General features: G+C 63.1%; 11 protein-coding genes and 1 tRNA gene. 5 read left to right on the top strand and 7 right to left on the bottom strand.

Annotated features, from left to right (window positions below; all coding sequences use genetic code 11):
• Positions 1–178: 178 nt before the first annotated feature.
• The 3 genes from G606_RS0107690 to G606_RS0107680 are packed head-to-tail and all read right to left on the bottom strand — an operon-like array spanning position 179 to position 3,728.
• On the bottom strand, positions 179–1,486 hold the full coding sequence (locus G606_RS0107690) for a polysaccharide pyruvyl transferase family protein (RefSeq protein ID WP_026645472.1): 1,308 nt from the start codon (positions 1,484–1,486) through the stop codon (positions 179–181).
• Between the two features lie 29 nt (positions 1,487–1,515).
• Positions 1,516–2,892: an ABC transporter ATP-binding protein gene (locus tag G606_RS0107685; protein ID WP_026645471.1), complete on the bottom strand. Its 1,377-nt coding sequence runs from the start codon at positions 2,890–2,892 to the stop codon at positions 1,516–1,518.
• Positions 2,892–3,728, bottom strand: coding sequence for an ABC transporter permease (locus tag G606_RS0107680; RefSeq protein ID WP_026645470.1), 837 nt, complete (start codon positions 3,726–3,728; stop codon positions 2,892–2,894). The genes G606_RS0107685 and G606_RS0107680 overlap by 1 nt, the downstream gene beginning before the upstream one ends.
• 196 nt (positions 3,729–3,924) lie before the next feature.
• Between G606_RS0107680 and G606_RS0107675 the strand changes: the two genes are divergently transcribed.
• The 3 genes from G606_RS0107675 (at position 3,925) to G606_RS0107665 (ending at position 7,809) form a co-directional block, all read left to right on the top strand.
• Positions 3,925–5,844: a glycosyltransferase gene (locus G606_RS0107675; RefSeq protein WP_026645469.1), complete on the top strand. Its 1,920-nt coding sequence runs from the start codon at positions 3,925–3,927 to the stop codon at positions 5,842–5,844.
• Positions 5,845–6,054: 210 nt separating this feature from the next.
• Positions 6,055–7,623: a GH25 family lysozyme gene (locus G606_RS11315; RefSeq protein WP_051198698.1), complete on the top strand. Its 1,569-nt coding sequence runs from the start codon at positions 6,055–6,057 to the stop codon at positions 7,621–7,623.
• A gap of 101 nt (positions 7,624–7,724) precedes the next feature.
• Positions 7,725–7,809 (top strand) — tRNA-Ser (locus G606_RS0107665).
• Positions 7,810–7,928: 119 nt separating this feature from the next.
• Here G606_RS0107665 and G606_RS0107660 read toward each other — a convergent pair.
• Positions 7,929–9,863 (bottom strand): glycosyltransferase, encoded by a 1,935-nt coding sequence (locus G606_RS0107660; protein ID WP_034524034.1) that lies wholly within the window; start codon positions 9,861–9,863, stop codon positions 7,929–7,931.
• A gap of 145 nt (positions 9,864–10,008) precedes the next feature.
• A complete protein-coding gene (locus G606_RS10270; RefSeq protein ID WP_081664122.1) occupies positions 10,009–12,495 on the bottom strand; it encodes a sulfatase-like hydrolase/transferase in 2,487 nt (828 codons plus the stop codon).
• A gap of 235 nt (positions 12,496–12,730) precedes the next feature.
• Between G606_RS10270 and G606_RS0107650 the strand changes: the two genes are divergently transcribed.
• On the top strand, positions 12,731–13,729 hold the full coding sequence (locus tag G606_RS0107650) for a glycosyltransferase (protein WP_026645467.1): 999 nt from the start codon (positions 12,731–12,733) through the stop codon (positions 13,727–13,729).
• 9 nt (positions 13,730–13,738) lie between these two features.
• On the opposite strand, the gene G606_RS10265 is transcribed toward G606_RS0107650, so the two are convergent.
• Positions 13,739–14,815: a glycosyltransferase gene (locus tag G606_RS10265; protein WP_081664121.1), complete on the bottom strand. Its 1,077-nt coding sequence runs from the start codon at positions 14,813–14,815 to the stop codon at positions 13,739–13,741.
• Positions 14,816–15,061: 246 nt separating this feature from the next.
• Between G606_RS10265 and glf the strand changes: the two genes are divergently transcribed.
• A complete protein-coding gene (gene glf / locus G606_RS0107640; protein WP_026645466.1) occupies positions 15,062–16,249 on the top strand; it encodes a UDP-galactopyranose mutase in 1,188 nt (395 codons plus the stop codon).
• A 104-nt stretch (positions 16,250–16,353) separates the two neighbouring features.
• Here the strand turns inward: glf and G606_RS0107635 are convergent, their stop codons facing one another.
• Entirely contained in the window at positions 16,354–18,117 is a 1,764-nt protein-coding gene (locus G606_RS0107635; protein WP_231371459.1) for a sialate O-acetylesterase, read from the bottom strand.
• Between the last annotated feature and the right edge of the window lie 374 nt (positions 18,118–18,491).

The raw sequence follows: 18,491 nt of genomic DNA, 5'->3' as shown, positions 1-18,491 counted from the left end.
ACGATCCGACCCGCGGAGCAGCCAAGTTCCGGGTTGGTTCGTCAACTGGCCCGACGGACTGGGACGCTACGTCCCGACCTGTCGCCGCGGTCGACAATCCGACCCGCGAATCGGGCAGTTAGTGGGTCGGATCGTCGACTGGCCCGACAGATCAACCCGCGGCAAACGCCGGCCGCCCCTATCGCGTCCCATACAGCGGTGCGACCTGCTGGCGGATCTCGTTGCGGTACATGAACCGCACGTCGGGGTCGGTGAAACCAGGCCCCGGCGCGGGGATGTCCCGCTGACCGATGTACGTCTGCGTCCAACGCGAGCCCATGCGCAGCACCGCCTCGTGCTTGACGTCGTAGTAGCCTTCCTGCACGGCGATGAACGAACCCGAGCATCCGCGCGCCGCCGCGAGCAGATGCGGATGGTAGCGCGTCGACAGCCATCGCTGTCCGGCCTGCGCCGGGAATCCGCGTTCGAGCAGATCCTGCATCGGATACAGCCACGGCTGCCATCCGTGTTCGGCGAGCATATGCATCGCGTCCTGCGAATCGTAGGGGATGCATTCGACGACGCCGATGCGTTCGCCCCGTGGCACACCCCACGCTTCGAGCACGGCGACCATATGCTTGAGCAGCGCCTTCGGGTCGCTGACCAGATCGAGCTGCATACATACCATCGTTTGCGGCAGCGGCGCGTCGTCGGGCAGATAAACGCCTTCCAACGCGTTGACGAAGCAGTCGTCGGGTGCGAGCGTCGTCGTCCGGTGTTCCGGGTCGATCGCGTCACGGCTCGGCACGTCACGGCATGAGAACGCCGTGATATCGCGTGCAATCGCCGCCACATAGGCGCGGTCGCGCTCCTCGAGCGGTTCGAGTCCGACGCCGCTGACGACTGCGGGTATGTTGTGCTGCTGCGCCCACTGCGCTGCGCTCAACCGTGCGAGATTCGCGTTCCAGAAGCTGCGCATGTAGCCACCGCCGATGATGTGCAGATCCTGCGTGCGCTCGTTGAGCAGCCGTATGCCGGCGGCGTAACGTGCCGCGTAGCCTTCGTCGTCGAGCGCCCGCGTCATCTCTGCACCGATTGCCGTGACCGGAATCGACTCGATCGGCGTCGATGCGCGTTCGTCGTCGGGCAGCGCTTTGAACAGCCGTTCGCGGTCGACGATGCATAGCTGCGCGATCGTGTCGACGACGGTGAGCTTCGGGTGCAGTCCATAGAGGATCGCGGCCGCCGGTCCCGCGCACAGGCAATCGAAGATCACCGGGACCTCCGGATCGACCTGCGCGAGGTATTTCACCCATTCGCGCGCGATGAGCTCGTCACCGTAGTTCGGGAAGCCGGCTTCGCCGATCAGATAGTGCGCGCGCGACCGCCGCGCGAGTTCCGCCTCCGACGGCGGCGTGATGCCGTTGTGCCGGTTGTACATGCGCGTGACGCCGTTCCAGAACGTGCGTTTCGCATCCGCCCATAGGTGCAAGCCGGTGCCGCTCATGTCGACTCCTTATTTAGTCTATTGTTGACTTATTGTTCGGTGCGTTCCTGCGCATGCTCGTGCGCGCGCTGTTCGGCGGCCGCGGTTTCGGCCTCCTGCTCGCTGATCGGCGTGATCGACAGCGCACGGTTGTTGATCAGCGCGTAGTTCGTGTTGCGTGGGTCGCGGATCACGAAAGTGCACGCGTTGTCGTCCAACGCGACGGCGACGGCGTCGGTCATCGCGTCGTCGCCGGGGATCGGCGTGCGTAGTGACGTGATAAGCCTGAACTCGCCGTTGTTGAACAGGTCGAGCGGCATCTCGAAGTACACGGTGTGGTGGCCGGGCTTCGTCAGATGCATCTGCGGATTGCGCGCGCCGGTGTCGAAGGTGATGCCGCCGCGGCGGATGTCGTGCAGCGCAATCGCCAGATAGAAGTCGTCGGTCTCGTCGAAATCGTATTCGACGGCGAAACGGAAGACGTCGTCGCTCGTCAGCATCAGCGGGGAGACGCCGTAGGTGCGCAGCAGCGGGCAGCGTTCGTTGAGCCCGTTCGGATACTCCTCACGTCCGTGCGCGCGCGCCTCCTGTTGCTTGCGCTCGTTCTCCTCCTGCGCGGCTTCGAGATTCGCGAGCGTGTAGCTTTCCGACACCGTTTCGCGATCGCCGATCGCGGCGACCTCGCCGTTCTGAATGAACATCGCGCGCGTGCAGTAGCGTTTGACGGCGCTCATGTCATGCGTGACGAGGATGACGGTTTTCGTCGGATCCTGCCGCACCTTCGTGAAGTAGTCGTCGCATTTACGCTGGAATGCCTCGTCGCCAACGGCGAGCACCTCGTCGAGCACGAGGATGTCGCCCTGCGCCTTGATCGCCACCGAGAATGCGAGACGCACCTGCATGCCGCTCGAATAGTTCTTGAGCTTCTGATCCATGAAGTCCTCGAGCTCGGCGAATTCGACGATGTCGTCGTACATCGCGTCGACCTCCTCGGGCGTGAAGCCGAGCAACGCGCCATTGAGATAGACGTTCTCGCGGCCGGTGAGCTCCGGGTTGAAACCGACGCCGAGTTCGATGAACGGCACGAGCTTGCCTTCGACATGCACCGAGCCGCTGTTCGGATAGTAGATCTGCGAAATGATCTTGAGCAGCGTCGACTTGCCACCGCCGTTGCGGCCGACGATGCCGAAGAACTCGCCGCGGTGCACCTGGAACGTCACGTCCTTGAGCACCTGCTGCTTCTTGTAGCCCTTGATGCCTTTCGTCCAGTTGATGAAGGCCTGCTTGAGACCGCTCGCCTGTTCGGTCGGCAGCTTGAACCATTTCTCGACATGATTGACGTCGAGCACGACCGGCTGGTCCATGTAGTTGTCGATTGTGACGACGTCGTTGTTTTCCACAGTGTTCTCCACGTTCTTGTCGCTCATCACATCACCTCCGCGAATCGACGGCTATTCTTGCGGAAGACCCACACGCCGAACCACAGCAGCAGCGCGGTGATCGCGAGCGGAATCAGCTTGACCCACCATGAGCCGAAGGTGTTCCAGACCGTCGGCTGCGTCGCCGGCGCGATGAAGTTGTGGCGGATGTCCTGGATCGTCTGCGCGATTGGGTTCATCAGCTCGAGATTGGCGATTGTGCTGTACTCCGGATGGTTCTTCGTGATGAAGCTCAGCGGGTAGATGATTGGCATCGCGTAGAAGATGATCTGCTGCAGCACTTCCCAGATGTGCAGCACGTCACGGTAGAACACGTAGAACGTGGCGAGCATCAGCGCAAGCGCGAGCGCGATGATGTACAGTTCGAGCACGTTGAGCGGCAGCCACAGCACCCGCCATGTGAATTGCACTCGCATGAAGATCGCGAAGATGAGCACGACGACGTAGTTGATAGCGAGTGAGATCAATGAGCCGATCGATGCGGAGACGACGACGATGTAGTTCGGGAAGTGCACTTTGCGCAGCAGGTCGCCACGGTCGACGATCGAGCGCAGGCCGATGCCGACCGTCTCGGTGACGAACTGCCATGAGCTGATGCCGAGCAGCAGCACGACCGGGAAGGTCGGCGTGCCGTCGGTCATGCGCATGAACTTCGCGAATACCACATACATGACGGCGAACAGCATCAGCGGCTTGAGCACCGACCATGCCACGCCGAGGAACGATCCCTGATAGCGCATCTTGAAATCGGTCTTCACCAGGCCGCGCAACACGGTCATGGCGTATCCGTAGCGGTTCTTCAACCGTTGACTCAGCGTATTCACTCGCACCTTCTTTGTTCGGGTCCAGTCGCTTCATTGTAGCCGTGCCACGGCGCCAGCGTATGCGACCATCATAGGAGGCCGCCTCGGCAGCGGCGGTCCACCCTCGGCGGATCGATGCCTTTTTCGCCGCACGGACTATGCTGAAGCGTGATTGAAGGCTGCAAACGACCAAGTGACGACTAGCAAGTGAGGACCCATGTCATCGATTCGATTCGCGAACGTGCTGCTGGAGACGAAGCCGCGTGCGCTGAGCTATCCCACGATGTATTACCACACCGACCAGCTGCTGACGCCGGATCCGCGCACCGGCGACTGGACGATCGCGGGCGCCGGCACCGTCGATTTCACGACGTATTTCAACGCGCTGTCCGTGCTCAAGCTGCTCAAGTACACGCGAGCGACGGCGTTCCGCCTGCATATCGACGTCAAGAGCGCGAAGCCGGTCACGTTGACGCAGACGCGCGCCGAGCGTCTGTCGATGCAGCCGCAGCTCGTCGAATCGGTCACGGCCAACGTGCCCGGTGACAACAAGTGGCATGAGGTGACGCTCGACATCACGACCGACCCGACGACCGTCATCGCCGGATTCCAGATCGCCACGCAGGCGAAGACGACGATCCGCAACGGCTGGTACGAGGTCGAGTTCGACGGCGATCCGCGCGACGTCGAACTGGCGATCGCGACGACGACGTTCCGCAAGGAGAAGTTCATCGAACGCAACATCGCACTCGTGAAGACCGAGCTGCTCGGCTCCGACTACGACATCGCCAAGCATCTGACGATGCATGTCATCGACAACGGCAGCACGCTCGACGCGGCCGCGCTGAGCGACGAACATGTGACGGTCACGCCGAACGAGAACGTCGGTGGCGCCGGCGGCTTCGCACGCGGCATGATCGAGTCGCTTGAGCAGTCGACGCCGGCGACGCATGTGCTGCTGATGGACGACGACGTCGAGGTCTCGCCGGAAAGCATCCTGCGCACCTACAACCTGCTGCGCATCGTCAACGACGAATACGCCGAGGCCTTCGTCTCCGGCGCGATGCTCAACATCGAGGACACGCAGGACCAGAAGGAGGACACCGGCTTCATCTCGACGTACGACGGCTCGTGCGTGCCGGCGAAGCCGCCGCTGCAGGTGACGAAGTTCGTCGACGTCGTGTACAACGAGTGCTACGACGAGCAGCTGAGCGTGCCCGCGGACGCGCACCGCTACGCCGCCTGGTGGTACTGCGTGATCCCGACGGCTGTCATCGAGCGCAACGGCCTGCCGCTGCCGGTCTTCGTGCGCTTCGACGACGTCGAGTACGGCATCCGCTGCAATCCGAAGTTCATGACGATGAACGGCATCTGCGTGTGGCATGCGAAGTTCGACATCCGCTACAACGCCGGCGTCGAACGCTACCAGACGATCCGCAACCAGATGATCGGGCAGATGACGACCGGCCTCGTGCCCGATACGAAGACGATGTTGCACAGCCTGCACCATATGGTCGATCTCGAGTGCCGCAAGTTCAACTACACCGACGCCGAACTCGCGCTGCAGGGCTTCGAGGACTTCCTCAAGGGGCCGAAGTTCATCATGCAGCCGGTCGCACAGGAATGCTTCATGCGCGCCAACCGCGAGAAGGAGCAGCTTGTGTCCTTCGACGAGCTGCGCGAGCAGGCGCGTCAGCTCGGCATCGATGATTTTGATCCGGACATGCTCACGCGTCAGGTCATCGACTTCGACGAGCCGCGCACGCTCAAGCAGCGCGCCTTCGATTTCCTGACGCGCAACGGTCAGCGTTTCGGCGCCGACAAGTTCGCCGCGAAGAAGATCGACGGCGATGCGGCGGCCGACCGCGTCGAATACACGATCATCCCGAGCGCCGGCTGGCTGTATCCGGCGGGCATGATCCACAACGAGAACATCATCATCGCGATCGACTGGGCGACGCGCAAGGGCGTCATCCGCGTCAAGGACGTCAAGCGCTACCAGGAGGTGCAGAAGCGCTACAAGCGTGATCTGGCCTACTACAAGAAGCACGCCGACCGTCTGTCGCGCGAATACCTGGCCGCCGCTCCGCGGATGGAGTCAGTCGAGTTCTGGAAGGCCTACCTGCAGATGGACTGAGGTGCTCAGTCAGCGCGGATGACAGTGCCAGCCGCGGACATAGATATGGACATGGGCGTCGACTGTCTGCTTAGACAATGATGTGGTGCCGATTCTGACGAATCGGCACCACATCGCGTTTTCGAGGGGTGCGCTGCACTGTTGCCATGTTCTCTGACGATGAACGACGGATCGGCGGAATATCCACGTCGTCTTTCTACAATGAGTCGCATGACGCAGCGCAAACGATTTTCGACGCGGGCCATCGTCGGTCTGCTCGTCACTTCATTGACCTTCACAATGTGCACGGTGCAGTCGGCGTTCGCCGACGAGACGGCGCTGGCGGTTCCCGACACCGTACAGACGACGGACACGACCACCGACGCACAGGCAGATGCTTCGGATGCCACGGATACCGCGGCGGATGCTGCGGCGGAAGCGGTGGCAGACGGCTCAACGAAGGACGCCATTGCCGATCCGCAGCATATGTGGAACCAGAACGACGACGCGTCACAGGCGCGTCCACGCGCACGCTTGGCCATGCGAACGCAGTGGACGACGCGTGACGGCGTCAAGACCTTCCTGCACGGCAACAACGAGGTCTTCGCATCGCCGGCCGCGCAGGTCATCGACGTCTCCGCATGGCAAGGTTCAATCGACTGGGACAAGGTCAAGCAGTCGGGGATCGACGGCGTTATCCTGCGTCTCGGCTACTGCAACAATCTTGATTCGTACTTCGAGCGCAATCTGCGCGAAGTGCGCCGCCTGAAGATTCCCTACGGCATTTATCTGTACAGCTATGCGGACAACGCGAAATGGGGCGCAATCGAAGGCGACTTCGTCGCAAGGCAGATGAACCGGTACAAGCTCGACGACATGACCTACCCGATGTTCTACGATCTCGAGGAATGGTCGACATGGGATTGGGAGGACGGACAACACAGCGTACCGACGACGACGGCGCAGTACAACACCGTCGTCAACGCCTTCCTCAATGCGATGGCGAAGAACGGCCGAAGCAACGTGCGCATCTACAGCTACCTCTACTACTTCAACACGCGGCTCAACCATCCGAACATCATGTCGCGCGCCGGATGGGTCGCACAGTACAACAGTCGCTGCGATTACATGTTCCCCGGCTATGGGGGCGCTCGCGGATGGCAGTACACGCAGTCAGGCGACGTGAATGGCATTGATGGAGCCGTAGATATGAACGCCTTCGATATGACGGTGTTCAAGGACGTGAACCGTTCGACGCCGCATTACGCGGATATCGTCTGGGTTTGGAACAAGCAGATTGCGCGGGGATTCGCCGACGGCACTTACCGCGGCATGAACACCGTCGTGCGTCAGGACATGGCCGCGTTCCTCAGGCGTCTCGCCGCGCAGTACAACGTCGGTGACGCGAAAACATGGAAGCCGTCGGACGCCGACTGGAAGCGCTTCTGCGATGTGAACCGTGGCACGCCGCATGCCGAAGACATTCTGTGGCTTGCCCATGCGCGCATCGCCGACGGCTATGCGGACGGCACGTTCCGCGGCACCGTGCCGGTATATCGTCAGGATATGGCTGCGTTCCTCAAGCGGCTTGCCGATCAAGCGCACAAAAGCGCCGGCGTGACGGCGAAGGGATTCAAGGACGTGAACGGATCCACGCCGCATGCCGCCGAAATCGGCTGGCTCGCCGGTGCCGGCATTGCGCAGGGCTATGCGGATGGCACGTTCCGCGGCATGACCGTCGTCTACCGTCAGGACATGGCGGCGTTCCTGCATCGGCTCGGTAACCGGTTGGGCGTCTGACGCCGGCCGCCGCGGCGTCATCGACGCGACACACCGAAGTTGCGTGTGTCACCGGAAGTGGTATATCCTTTTCAAGTTGCGTGTCTTAGGGCATCGCAGTTGGAGGATTCGCCTAGTGGCCTATGGCGCACGCTTGGAAAGCGTGTTGGTGTAACAGCCTCGCGAGTTCGAATCTCGCATCCTCCGCCCAATTGAAAGCGGGAACCTGTTCGACAGGTTCCCGCTTTCGCGTTCCAGCCCTCTTGCGATCATCCCGAAGCGGCGGTGTGCACAGGATGATCGCAGGACATGGTCAAAGACCGTGCTCAGCCGCGGAAGATCCGCTCCCACATCGCGACGCTGCCGAGATCGGCGGCCTTATAGTCGGCGGCGAGACGGTCCCAACGCTTGAAGAACTCCTTCGAGAGGAACAGTCCGCGCGTGAACTGCGTACGGAACAACGCATTGTCGCGGCGGCACCAGGCGGCCGAATTGCCGTCCGCCGACGTCACGAGCACCGACGTCGCGCCGCGGAACGCACGCCACGTGGCGTCCTTGGCCGCGATGGCGCGCTGCGGACGCTTGTCCGCTGTGCCGTCACGATGCGTCGTCAGCGATTCGAAGACGGCGCCGAAGCATTCCCGCTGCACGCGCTTGCGGCTCTTCGGACGCCCCTGCGGCTCGTATTCGCTTTCCGCCTGCGGGAAATCGGTGAGATTCGCGCGCGTATCGGAGTCGGAGAATCCCTGACGCTCCCGGCGTGCGGTGGCGAGCGCCGTCGGCAGCGCGTCGACCATGTACTGCGGGCCGCGCATGACGTCACGCAGCGCCAGATGCCGCAGCTTCACGCCGGAATACACGAGCCGCAACCCCAGATTCGCGTCGCCGTAGGCCATCTGGTAGAACATCTGCCACTTCGGACGGTCGATGTGCAGCAGCGCGCACACCCAACGGTTGCGGTTGTTGAAATACTCCTCCCACGAGCGTCCCGGATCCTTGTCATGCCACGCCTGATGCCAGACGGCGACGCCCGGCAGACTCACGGTCGCATAGCCGTGCTCCTTCGCGCGCAGTCCGTATTCGATGTCGTCGAATTTGATGAAGGCCGGCAGCGACAGGCCGATCTCCTCCATGACGGCCGTCGGGATCAGACACAGCCACCAGCCGTTGAAATCGGCGTCGAAACGGCGGTGCAGCTTCGGGCAGTCGCGCAGTGGGAACTGCGCGTAGTCATGGTTGTATTCGGCACCAACGCACGGGAACATGCGCACTTCGGTCTTGTCGAAACGCTCGCCCTGCGCATACATGACGGTGCGGTTGTCGAGGTGCAGCATGCCGCCGCCGACGATCGTCGGCGTTGTGCAGTAGTCGGCGAACTGCACGGCGCGGATGATCGATTCGGGTTCGCTGATCGCGTCGTCGTCGAGCAGCATCGTGTAGGCGCTGCGTGACGCCTTGAGCGTTTCGAACATGCCGCGCGAGAAGCCGCCGGAGCCGCCGAGGTTCGCCTGCTGGATGTAGGTGAGCTGTTCGCCGAGCTCGGTACTCACGTCGGCGAATCCCGGCTGGTCGCAGACATGGTCGGTGCCCTGATCGGTGCAGTAGATCGTGTCGAGGCGCGCGCGCACGTTCGCATCGGCGGCGATTGCGCGCAGCTGACGCAGGCAGTAGGGGGCGCGGTTGAAGGTCGCGATCGCGATCGAGAACGGCCGTACCTCGGCTTCGCGGCGCGCCGATTGCGGCACCGCCCATTGCGCGTGCGCGACGTGCAGTTCGGCGTCGATATCCGCCTTCGCGTCGAACCAGAAGAAGCCACCGTCGAGCAGACCGTCCATCGTGATGTCGACGCTCACCGTCGAGGGAGCGTCGGTCGCGTCGACGCGCACTTCGCGCACCGGGTGGATCAGGCCGCGGCCGGTCGAACGCATCAGCTGCAGCACGCCGGCGCCGCGCACATCCGCCGTGAAACGGACAGCGGCCACGCGCGTCCAGCGACGCCAGTAGCTCGCCGGGAACGCGTTGAAATACGTGCAGAACGAGGCGTGACGACCGGCGTGCACGGTGACGGCGTCGCGGCCGTCGACGGTGAACACGGCGGACGATGTGTTCGCGGGCGTGCGTCGGTTCGCGTTGAGCAGCCGACGTAGCTCCGCCTCGTTCATCGCGTCGAAATCAAGCGAATAGAAATCGGCGAACGCGTTGACGACGTCGTCGCTGAGTACCGGACGCGTCCACTCGATCGCGTACAGCGGCATCGTCATATCCGCATCGGTCGTCGGGAACACGACGCGGCTGACGGTCTGCCAGGAGGCGGCCTCCTGCGTGCGCTCGTCGTGCCGTTCGTCATGCTGTGGGGAAGAAGTCACTGTCATACCCGCCCATAGTAGTAGGGGAGGCGGCCGGCGCTCACTGCTTCGGCAGATCCATGAATCCCATGCCGTGCAGATAGTTCTTGCCCATCATCATGTCGTACTGCACTATCTTGTAGTCGGCGAGCAGCTGCTTCGCCTTCTTCGAGAACCGCTTGGGATCCATCTCCTTGCCTTCGGCGTCGAGATAGGTGACCGACGAATCGGCCGACCAGGTGCCGCCGTTCGTCACGGCGCGCGACAGCGCCGGGATCTCCTGATGCAGCTCGGTGAGCAGTGCGAGGTACGGCGAGACGCGCGCGTTGAGCTGCTGCGCCGTCTGCGCCATGAAATAGTTCGACGACGAATACGCCGCGTCGGACGCCGGCAGTTTCGTGCCGTGCGTCGCCGACGCCTTGTTCGACCAGATGAAGTAGTCCGTCTCGTGCAGCGCGAGGCTGTTCTTCGGATCGTTGACGGCCGTCGAATAGATGCCGGGCAGATGGTCACCATAGAAGACGACGGTGATCGGCTTGTCGATCGCGTCGAGTTCGTCGAGGAACTGCTGCGTCGCCTCATCGGTGCGCTGCAGGCCCTTCGCGTAGTTGGCGATGACGCCCTTCTCGCCGTCCGGCACCGACGATTCGTTTGCGGCGAAGAACTCGTTCTCGTCGCCGTAGATGCCCGGATATGGCGCATGGTTCTGCATCGTGACGAGTTCGATGAACTGCGCCGGCTTGTTCGCGTCCGCGTTCGCCTTCACCTCGTCGATGACGTTGCGGTACGCCTGCTCGTCGGTGACGGTGTCCGACTTGCCGCTCTTGCCCTGATAGGTGCCGGCGTACTTGATCTTCGGGTCGCTGTCGAGCGTGTACAGATGCGAGAAACCGAACTTCCTGTAGTTCGCGTTGCGCAGATAGAAGCGCTGCAGGAACGGGTGGAAGCCGACCGAGCAGGCGTCGGAGCCGCAAGCCTTGTTCCACATCTGGTTGAAGGCGAAGACCTCCGGACGCGTCGGCAGCAGCTGCTGGTACGGCGAGAGCAGCGAACCATTGAAGTTCGCCATCGACAGGCCGGTCATCTGCTGGAATTCGATGTTCGCGGTGCCACCGCCGTAGCCGGGGGACAGCATCAGGCCGCTCGTCGTCGTCTCGCCGAGGGCGTGCACGTTCGGTATCGGGTCGACGTTGAAATGGACGCCGGGGACACGGTTCGGGTCGGAGAAGGTCTCCGACAACACGTTGATGACGGTCGTGTCGGTGAGCGTCGCATTGCGTTCTGCGTTGATTGTCGCCGCCTGCTTCGCATAGCGGTCGTTGATCTTCTGCATCATCGCCTCGTCGTAATCAGGTTCTTCCTCCATCGCCTTGACTCGCGTGAGCGACAGGAAGGTCGTCGCGGCACCGTTCGCGCGTGCGTCGTCGCCGACGTTCCAGATGATCGGGGAGTAGCCGATCTCGTTGACGAATTCACGGATCGACGAATGCGCCGACGACAGTCCGCTCGCGTAGCTGACGATCAGCCAGATGCTCAGCACGGGCGCGAGGATGCGGCAGATGTTGCCGAAGATGTTCTTCACGCTCCTGATTGGGTGGAGCCACGAACAGTGGATGAACGCGCGGCGGCGATCGAGGAACTGCAGCACGATGCAGATGACGACGAACCAGATGATCAACGGCACGCCATGGTCGATGATCGGCCGGTACTCGTCGGTGACGAAGCCCGCGACGCTTTCGCCGTCGCCGCCGCCGCTGAGGAAGCCGAGATCGGAGGGGAGGATCGGCTCGGTGCGCATCGCGTATTTGATCTTGCACGCGAAGGCGTAGACGCCGGCGAGCGCGCCGAAGATGGCCGTACCGACCCAGAAACGGTTGATGACGGTTACGCACACGAGATAGATCATCGCGAGCGCGAAGAAGTTGAGGATGCCGGCGACCGACGACAGACTGTGATACGAGCTGTCGAGGATCTGCCGGAAGAACGAATGCTCGAGTTCGGGATCGTACATGTGCTTTGTGTCGATGCTCCACAGCAGCATCATGTCCGCGACGAGCACAAGCGCGAAGGCGACGCACAGATACGCGCCGTATGAGTATTTCGGCCGCTTGTTCCAGATCCGGTAGAACTTCGTGTCGGTGAACCGTTTCCACTGCCGCTTGACCGTCGCGATTGGATGGAAGCCGGGTTTCGCGGGGGCGGTGTCCGTGGGTTCGGTGGATTCGGTGGATTCTTTGGATTCGGCGGCTGCGGATTCGTCAGCAGTTGCAGATCCGTCGCTCGTCGTGCCGGCATCTGCGGCATCGCCTTCGTTAGCTGCGGCGACGTCCACGTCTGCGTCCCCGTCACTCGCATCGACACCCGCGTCCGCATCCTGAGTCGTCTTCTCGCCGACGGTCGTCGCGTTGTTGTTCCCGTCGTCGTTCACATCGTCGTTCGCGTCGTCGGCGTCCAGATCGATGATCTCGACGTCCTCGATGTCGACGGCGGCTTCGTCCGCGTCGTCGGAACGTCGATTCGTCGACTGCGGCAGCTCGGAATCACGCATCGTGCTGGGCCTTTCTGCATGGGATCGCAACAGCGCGGACACTGCATTGCGGTGAAACGGTAACGGAAACGTGATTCGGCGGACACGGCGTGGCGGACCGTGCGGCATCGCGTGCGACGCCGCGTTTCCGACTCATGACAGGCCATTGTAACGTCGCCACCTGATTACGTCCCGTCGCCGCGCATATGTCGGGTGCCGGCGGCTATCGCCCATATACGCCCATATAATGGCGGCTATGCAATACTCAGTGACCGCCGTCGTCGTCTCCTACAACCGCAAGCAGCTGCTTGAAGAATGCCTCGACGGCATCCTCGGACAGACGCGCCGCCCCGACCGCATCATCATCGTCGACAACGCGAGCACCGACGGCGCACGTCAGGTCGCCCACGACTTCGCCGAGCGTTCGCCGATCGTCACGAAAGTCATCGGACTTCCGCAGAACGTCGGCGGCGCCGGTGGCTTCTGCGCCGGCATCGCCTACGCGGTGGGCAGAGGCATGGGCAACAAGAAGAACCTGCCGAAGCCGGGAGCCGTCGACTATCTGTGGTTGATGGACGACGACACGGTGCCGACGCCCGACGCGCTCGCCGCGCTGCTGCGCGCCTGTGACCTGTGCGTCGAGACGAACGGCTGCCTGCCGACGGTCCTCGGCTCGAAGGCCGTGTGGGTCGACGGCCGCGAACATCGGATGAACAGGCCGCGTCCGCGCGCCGCGCTCGCGAAGGGCGCGCGCACGATGCGCGACGGCGCGTTCCAGGTGCGCTCGCTGTCCTTCGTCTCCTGCCTGATTAACGCCGGCGCCGTCCGCGGGCTGCATCGGCTGCCGATCAGCGCGTTCTTCCTGTGGAACGACGATTTCGAATACACGAGCAGACTGCTGCGCGACGGCATCGGCTACTACGTGCCGACGAGCGAAGTCGTCCATAAAACGAAGCGTTTTGGCTCTTCCGACGCTGATCCCGGCGAGCGTTTCTACAACGAGGTGCGCAACAAGATCTGGATGTTCCGATTCTGCGGCGACGACTTCACGTTCGGCGGCAGGATCACATTGCTGCTCAAGACGCTGCGCCGCTGGGTCTTCACATGGCTGCGCGCCGGCGACCGCGCGCAGATCACGCAGTGCCTGCGCGATGGATGGCGTGACGGCTGGCACACGCGACCGGAATCGAACAGCACGATCTTCGCCGACGTCTACCCGCCGATCGCGACCTACGTCGACTGGATCGAAGTCTGAACGATGATGTCACTGCAGCGGCGGCGCGTGCGGCTCGGACGTCGCTGATGACGCGGGCATTGTTGATGACGTGGACGTCGCTCTCGCGTCTTCGCGCGGCGCCGCGCTGTGACGGCCGTGCTGCGGCGGCAGTGGCGGCTGCGGCGACGTAGCGATCGCGGTGTTGTGCCGCGACGTCATCGAACGGTACGCGCGCTTGCGCAGCGACGTCGGAATCACGCGGTAGGCGGCGCGGACGAACACGTTGCGCAGGAATTGCCACGGCGTCGTGAAACCATCACGCAGGAAACGCCACTGCAGCTTCAGTTCGTCGCGGAACATCTCGCTGCCGCCGCGGCGCTCGTACGCGGCCTCGCTCGTACGGTACAGCACGAGCGGCTGCGGCACGTTGAGGAATCGCGCATGGGCGAGCATCAGCCGCTCCCACAGCATGTAATCCTCGAATCTGCCGGAATGCTCGGGATAGCCGCCGGCGTCGAGCACCGTCGACTTGCGGAAGACGACGCTCGGATGATGCACCGGCGACTGCAGGCGCGCATACCGCTCAAGGTCGGCGCCTTCGGCCGGCAGCATGCGGATCTGACCGGGGTCGTCCTCGTCGTCGCTGAACTCGCGGATCGCGCTGCCCATCACATCGACCGGGCGACGCGACTGTTCATCGGTATGCGCGGCGTTCGAACGGCGCACGAACAGCGGTATGAGCGTCGCGAAACGGTTCGGCAGCGACACGTCGTCGCTGTCGGCGCGCGCGACGATATCGTATTGGCAATGTTGCAGCCCGACGTTGAGCGCATGCGCAAGTCCACGGTTCTCGTCGAGCGGCACGATCGTCACTTCGGGCACCGGCTCGTCGGGATGCTCAGCCGTGAACCACACGGACATCGTCGACTGCAACGTGTCGAGATAACGCTGCACCGGCTCCTGCACGGCGCCGTCGCGCACGATGACGATCTGCGACGGCGGCAGCGTCTGCTCGATCGTGCTCGACTGGACGGAACGCTCCACCTCACGCAACGAATTGCCCCCGTACACCGCCATCAGCAGCGTGAAGGGGGGCGTCGTCTCCCGGCGTTCCGTTTGGTTCATGCAACCTATCGTAAACCACGGCCGTGGCCGCTTGCGGCGCCGCAAGCGCGCGGACGGCGGCCACGGCCGGCGGAATCGGCGGTCCGATGCGGAATGCGCGCGACCTCGTCCCGTCGTGTGCATACCGCGTTTTAAGCTGGTGCCGAATGCGCGCCGCGTCTTGCCACGCCGGCGCGGCAACGTGAACGTCCATGCGGTAACGCTTTGCGGACGTCATCGATTCGTATGTTTTTCGGAAGGACATCTATGACCTCGAACGAGCGCAATGCCATGCCCGATCTGGTGATTGTCGGCGCCGGTATCTTTGGTCTGACCATCGCGCAGCAGGCCGTTGAGAAGCTCGGCGCGCATGTGACGATCATCGACGTGCGTGACCATATCGGCGGTAACGCCTATTCGTATATGGATCCGCAGACGGGTGCCGAGATCCACAAGTACGGCGCGCACCTGTTCCATACGTCGAACGAGCGCGTGTGGGATTATGTGAATCGTTTCACCGATTTCACCGATTACGTGCATCGTGTGTACGCGACGCATGACGGCGAGGTGTTCCCGTTGCCGATCAATCTGGGCACGATCAACCAGTTCTTCCGTGCGAACTACACGCCGGCGCAGGCGAAGGCGCTCATCGAGGAGCAGGCGGGCGAGCTGGCGGGCACCGATCCGGCGAATCTCAACGATCAGGGCATTTCGCTGATCGGCCGTCCTTTGTATGAGGCGTTCATCAAGAACTACACGGCCAAGCAGTGGCAGACGGACGCGAGCGAGCTGCCGGCGAGCATCATCAAGCGTCTGCCGGTGCGTTTCAACTACAACAACCGTTACTTCAAGGACACGTGGGAGGGTCTGCCGAAGGACGGCTATACGGCGTGGCTTGAGCGGATGATCGACGATCCGCGCATCACTGTGCAGCTGGAGACCGATTTCTTCGATGAGACGCAGCCGCTGAACAAGAAGGCGCTGCTCGAGGCGGGCGTGCCGGTCGTCTACACCGGTCCGGTCGACCGTTACTTCGACTATGATCTGGGCGAGCTCAAGTGGCGCACCGTCGATTTCAAGGAGGTGCGCTATGACGAGGGCGATCATTTCGGCTGCCCGGTCATGAACTTCTCGGACGCCGATGTGCCGTATACGCGTGCGATCGAGTTCAAGAACTTCAATCCGGAGCGCGCGGCCGAGCAGAATCCGGACAAGACGGTGGTGTGGGAGGAGTATTCGCGTTTCGCCGATCGCGACGATGAGCCGTACTATCCGATCAACACCGACGAGGACAAGGCGTTGTACGCGCGGTACAAGGCGAAGGCCGCCGCCGAGCCGAAGGTCGTGTTCGGCGGACGTCTCGGCACGTACGCGTACTACGACATGGATCAGGTCTTCGATCAGGCGCTCACGTCCTTCGAAGAAGAAGTCGCGCCGCTGCTTGAGCAGCGCTGAGCGGCGTAATCTCAATCGTATCTGTCGTCATCATCGGCGAGGCCGGGCGTGATTCCGCGGAATCACGCCCGGCCTTTGTTGTCGTTACATTGTTGTCGCCGTTGTCATGAGACGTCAATGATGAACGGACTCGCCGGCAGTGCGTCGTTGTACAACAGCCGCCGCGCCTGCGGATCGTTCGCGTAGAGGTAGCGCACGGCGCGGATCTCGTCGACGGTATCCGACCGCAGCACGACGCCGCCGCCGTCGATCGCCGCGCGCGCCGGCACGAACACGCCATCGGATCCGGCGACTTCGAATCCTTCAATGGTGCCCGTCGTCGGCGTCGCGATGTCGTCGACGCCCGTCCTGACGTCGCGACGGGGCACGCGCACGTTGAGCGCGTCGGCGGTGCCATCGACGAAACGCAGGCGCACCGTGCCCGGTTTCGTCGCGCCCGTTGTCGCTTTTTCGATGATCGGGCCGTTCGGCACCGCCTCGCCGCGCGTCATCGCAAGCCACTGTGCGGCCATGCGCGCGCCGAGCACGTCCTTGCCGAGCGGGTGAATGACAGCGTCGGTGCCTTTGTCGGTGTCGATTGCGACGGTCATCGCAACGTTCTCAGGATTCGCAAGCCGCGCATCGCCGAGCGTATCGAGCTGCCGCTGACGGATGCCACGGAAATCCTGATCCGTGGCGTAGCGCGCGAGCTGCACGTAGAGGAACGGCAGATCGGCATCGTCGAAATCGTCACGGTACTGGTTGATGAGCGCGATCATCCGCTGTGTGTAGGCGTCGACATCAGCTGTACGCGACGCGTCGGCGCAACCCTGATACCACAGGACGCCGGCGAAACGCATGCCGCGCAACGGCTTGATATGGCTCGCGTAGATATCGCCGCCCGCCTCATGACGCGCGATTGGCGTGCCGCCCCACGCCGTCTGCACGACGCCGACCGGAATCAGCGGCTGCGCCTGACGCACATGCGCGGCGAACTGCTGCGCGAGCAGACTCATCGGCCGCACCTGCTGCGCGTCGGACGCCGGCAGCCAACGGCCGCTCGTGACGGCACGCGCCGGGAAACCGACGTCGCCAGCCACGCGGTCGGCGGCGACGAAGCGCACATCGGCGTCCACGAGCGGCTTCGGCAGGTCGTTCATCGTGAACTGGCCGCCGAGGTTGGCCTGCTGTTTGCTCGCATCGCCGTAGTACTGGTCGACGTTGAGCTCCATGTTCGACTGTCCGGACGCGAGGAAGACGTCGCCGAAGACAACGTTCGCGAGCACATGCACCGGCGTCGCGCCGTCGCGGAACTCGATGACGTACGGCGTCTGCGAGCCGGCGGTCGGCGTGAACTCGGCGGTGAAGGTGCCGTCGTCGTTCACATGGGTGACCGCCTCCTTCGTGCCGTCGGCGCTGACGGCGCGTACGTTGAAGGCGTTGAAGGCGGCGGATTCGGTGGACTCGGTGGATTCGGGGGAGGTGGCCGCGTGGACGGTGCCGCGTATGGTGAACGGTTCGTCGCGTTGGACGACCATGTTGTCGCCGTAGAAGGAGGGCAGCGTGACGGTTGTGCCGCTGCCGTGCTGCGTGGCGACGACGGACGTTTCGCCGCTGCCGTTCCGCTCGTCCGCGCCGCTGCGCATGAGGCCGCCGATGACGATACCGACGATGACGCACACGACCACAAGCGCGCCCCAGACAATCGTCCAGAAGGTCGCGGTGTGGCGGTGGGCGCGTGTGGTGAGCGGTGTGGATGGGTTCGCGGTGCTGGCAGAGGCCTGCGGGCCCTCGGCGGCGGCGGGGTTGGCGGGCATGGTGTCCGCGGAGGCGGTGTCTGCCGTCTCGTTACGTGGTTCGTGGTGTTCCCCTGGCTGCTGTCTGCTCATGTCATCCATAGTGACCTGCCGAGTTGACGACGCCAGCCCGTTTGCGACCTTTTCCAGCGGGGGGGTACCGGTGACGTTCGCTGGGCACCCCTTGAGTGATCACGGTTGGCGTGGTTTGCGTCGGTGGCGTTCGCTGGGGTGGGGCGTAGCGTGGGTGGGCTGGACGGGTTGGGGTGTGGTTGTGGTGGTTTGCGACACGCCGTGGAGGGGTTGTGTTTGTTGGGTTTTGGTGGTGTGGGTTTGTGTTTTGGTTTGGGGTGGTGTAAGTTTTCTTCTTGCTGCCGCTCACGGCTTGCTGGTCTGGTTGACTGGTCGGGTTGTGGGTGTGTGTGGTGGTTTGAGAACTCAATAGTGTGTACTGTACTACTTCATCA

This window comes from Bifidobacterium sp. AGR2158, from assembly GCF_000424225.1.
Lineage (GTDB): Bacteria > Actinomycetota > Actinomycetes > Actinomycetales > Bifidobacteriaceae > Bifidobacterium > Bifidobacterium anseris.
The sequence above is the reverse complement of the archived record's forward strand: the minus strand, read 5'-3'. Positions and strand labels throughout refer to the sequence as shown.